This is a genomic window from Burkholderia sp. Ac-20392 (genome assembly GCF_017104585.1).
Lineage (GTDB): Bacteria > Pseudomonadota > Gammaproteobacteria > Burkholderiales > Burkholderiaceae > Burkholderia > Burkholderia lata.
In genome coordinates this window covers 1-2,572 of record NZ_JAAGPB010000802.1, presented here as the reverse complement: position 1 = coordinate 2,572, position 2,572 = coordinate 1, and the positions used below count along the sequence as shown (strand labels likewise).

Here is a 2,572-nt window from a genome sequence, read left to right as displayed (position 1 = left end):
GTTGCCGCCGATACCACGCCGGCACACGCCGCCGCCGGACGCGCACCGCGCGCGACCTGGCGCGCGCATGCGCCGCTATGGCTGATGTGCGCACCCGCATTCGCGCTGTTCGCCGCGCTCGTGCTCGTGCCGCTCGCGATGACGTTCGTGCTGACGTTCTACCGCTTCGACCCGGCGACGGGCGCGATCGCCGCGTTCCAGTTCGGCAACTACGCGGAAGTGCTCGGCTCGTCGTACTTCCACACGATCTTCCTGCGCACCTTCGGGATCGCCGTGCTCACGACCGCGATCTGCGTCGCGGTCGGCACGCCCGAAGCGTACGTGCTGTCGAAAATGCGCGACCCGTGGCGCTCGCTGTTCCTGCTCGCGATCCTCGCGCCGCTGCTCGTGTCGATCGTCGTGCGCGCGTTCGGCTGGAGCATGCTGCTGAACACGAGCGGGCTCGTGAACCGGACGCTCGGGCTCGTCGGCCTCGGGCCGTACAAGCTCGAATACACGACCTTCGCGATCGTGATCGCACTGGTGCACGTGATGCTGCCGTTCATGGTGATTCCCGTGTGGACCGCGCTGCAACGGCTCGATCCGCAGACCGAGCACGCGGCGCTGTCGCTCGGCGCATCGCCGTTCACGACGCTGCGCCGCATCGTGCTGCCGCAACTGATGCCGGGCGTGCTGTCGGGCAGCCTGATGGTGTTCGGGCTGTCGGCGAGCGCGTTCGCGATTCCCGGCCTGCTCGGCGGGCGCCGGCTGAAGGTTGCCGCCACGGCCGTCTACGACGAATTCCTCGGCTCGCTGAACTGGCCGCTCGGCGCGACGATCGCGGTCCTGCTGCTGGTCGCGAACCTCGTCGTGATGCTCACCTACTACCGCGTGCTCGAACGCCGCTACGCGCGCAGCCTCGGAGGCGCAACCCGATGAGAAAGAACGGCCCCTTCGCCCTCGCGTTCCACACGCTCGTGATCGTGTTCGTGCTCGCGCCGCTCGTGATCGTCGTGCTGGTCGCGTTCACGCCGGACGAAACGCTGACGCTGCCGACCCACGGGCTGTCGCTGCGCTGGTTCCGCGCGATCCTCGACTACCCCGACTTCGTCACCGCGTTCTTCAACAGCCTGAAGCTCGCCTTCGCATCGGCGACGCTGTCGCTCGCGATCGCGCTGCCGGCGGGCCTCGCGATCGGCCGCGCGACGTTTCCCGGCCGCGCGCTCCTGAACGGGCTGCTGCTGTCGCCGCTGGTAATCCCCGGCCTCGTGCTCGGCATCGCGTTGCTGCGCTTCTTCGCGCTGATCGGCGCGACCGGCTCGTTCGCATGGCTCGTGCTCGCGCACATGATCGTCATCACGCCGTTCGTGATGCGGCTCGTGCTCGCGTCCGTCGCCGGCCTCGACCGCAGCATCGAGCAGGCCGCGTGCTCGCTCGGCGCGGACCCGTGGACGACCTTCCGCCGCATCACGCTGCCGATGATCGTGCCGGGCATCACCGGCGGCTGGCTGCTCGCGTTCATCAACAGCTTCGATGAGCTGACGATGTCGATCTTCGTCACGTCGCCGCAGACGGTCACGCTGCCCGTGCGCATGTACATGTACGCGACCGAGTCGATCGACCCGATGATGGCGTCGGTGTCGGCGCTCGTCATCTTCATCACCGCCGGCGCGATGCTGCTGCTCGATCGCGTGTACGGCCTGAACCGCATCCTGATCGGCCAACACTGACGATGACTTCCGTTTCCCGCTCAACCGAACCCGTGGACGACGGCGCGCAGTTCGTGCGCGTCGCCGAGCGCGAGCGCGCCGCGATTGCGTTCACGCTCGACGGCCATCCCGCGCAGGCACTGGCCGGCGACACCGTGCTCACCGCGATCCTCGTCGCGCAGCGTCGCGTGCGCGTCAGCGAATTCAGCGGCCTGCCGCGTGCGGGCTTCTGCCTGATCGGCGCGTGCCAGGACTGCTGGGTGCGCACCGAGGCAGGCGCACGCGTGCGCGCATGCTCGACGCCGATCGCCGACGGCATGCGGATCGTCACCGCCGCGCAGCCCGTTGCAACCGGAGACGCGCGATGAACGACGCACTGCAACCGGTGATCGTCGGCGCGGGCCCGGCCGGTGTACGCGCAGCCGAGGCGCTGGTCGACGCGGGGCTGCGCCCCGTCGTGATCGACGAGAACGCGCGCTGGGGCGGGCAGATTTACCGGCAACCGCCAACAGACGGCGCTTTCTCGCGCGGCAAGCGCACGCTGTACGGGTTCGAGGCCGCCAAGGCCGACGCCGTGCACCGGACCATGGCCGCGCTGCTGCCGCACGTCGACTACCGGCCGGACACGCTCGCGTGGGCGTGCGGCGCGGGCCGCGTCGATTCGCTGCAGGGCGGCCGCGAAGTGACCGTGCCGTATTCGCACCTGATCGTCGCGAGCGGCGCGACTGACCGCATGCTGCCGGTGCCGGGCTGGACCCTCGCGGGTGTCTATACGCTCGGCGGCGCACAGGTCGCGCTGAAGGCGCAGGGCTGCGCGATCGGCCGACGCATCGTGTTCGCGGGCACGGGGCCGCTGCTGTATCTCGTCGCGTACCAGTATGCGA

4 protein-coding genes are annotated in these 2,572 nt (G+C 69.6%); all 4 read left to right on the top strand.

The window, feature by feature from the left end:
* Positions 1–918: ABC transporter permease (locus G3N99_RS38395; RefSeq protein ID WP_241012067.1), on the top strand; the 918-nt coding region annotated here is incomplete at its 5' end.
* Positions 915–1,709 (top strand): ABC transporter permease, encoded by a 795-nt coding sequence (locus tag G3N99_RS38390; RefSeq protein WP_206124992.1) that lies wholly within the window; start codon positions 915–917, stop codon positions 1,707–1,709. The genes G3N99_RS38395 and G3N99_RS38390, both read left to right, overlap by 4 nt.
* Positions 1,710–1,711: 2 nt before the next feature.
* Entirely contained in the window at positions 1,712–2,056 is a 345-nt protein-coding gene (locus G3N99_RS38385; RefSeq protein WP_206124991.1) for a (2Fe-2S)-binding protein, read from the top strand.
* The coding region (locus G3N99_RS38380; protein ID WP_206124990.1) for an FAD/NAD(P)-binding oxidoreductase at positions 2,053–2,572 on the top strand (520 nt) is incomplete at its 3' end. The genes G3N99_RS38385 and G3N99_RS38380, both read left to right, overlap by 4 nt.

What these genes read in the sequence shown, in the direction of transcription:
- G3N99_RS38385 (WP_206124991.1), top strand. Translation starts at nt 1,712, where the DNA reads ATGACTTCCGTTTCCCGCTCAACCGAACCCGTGGACGACGGCGCGCAG.
- G3N99_RS38390 (WP_206124992.1), top strand. Translation starts at nt 915, where the DNA reads ATGAGAAAGAACGGCCCCTTCGCCCTCGCGTTCCACACGCTCGTGATC.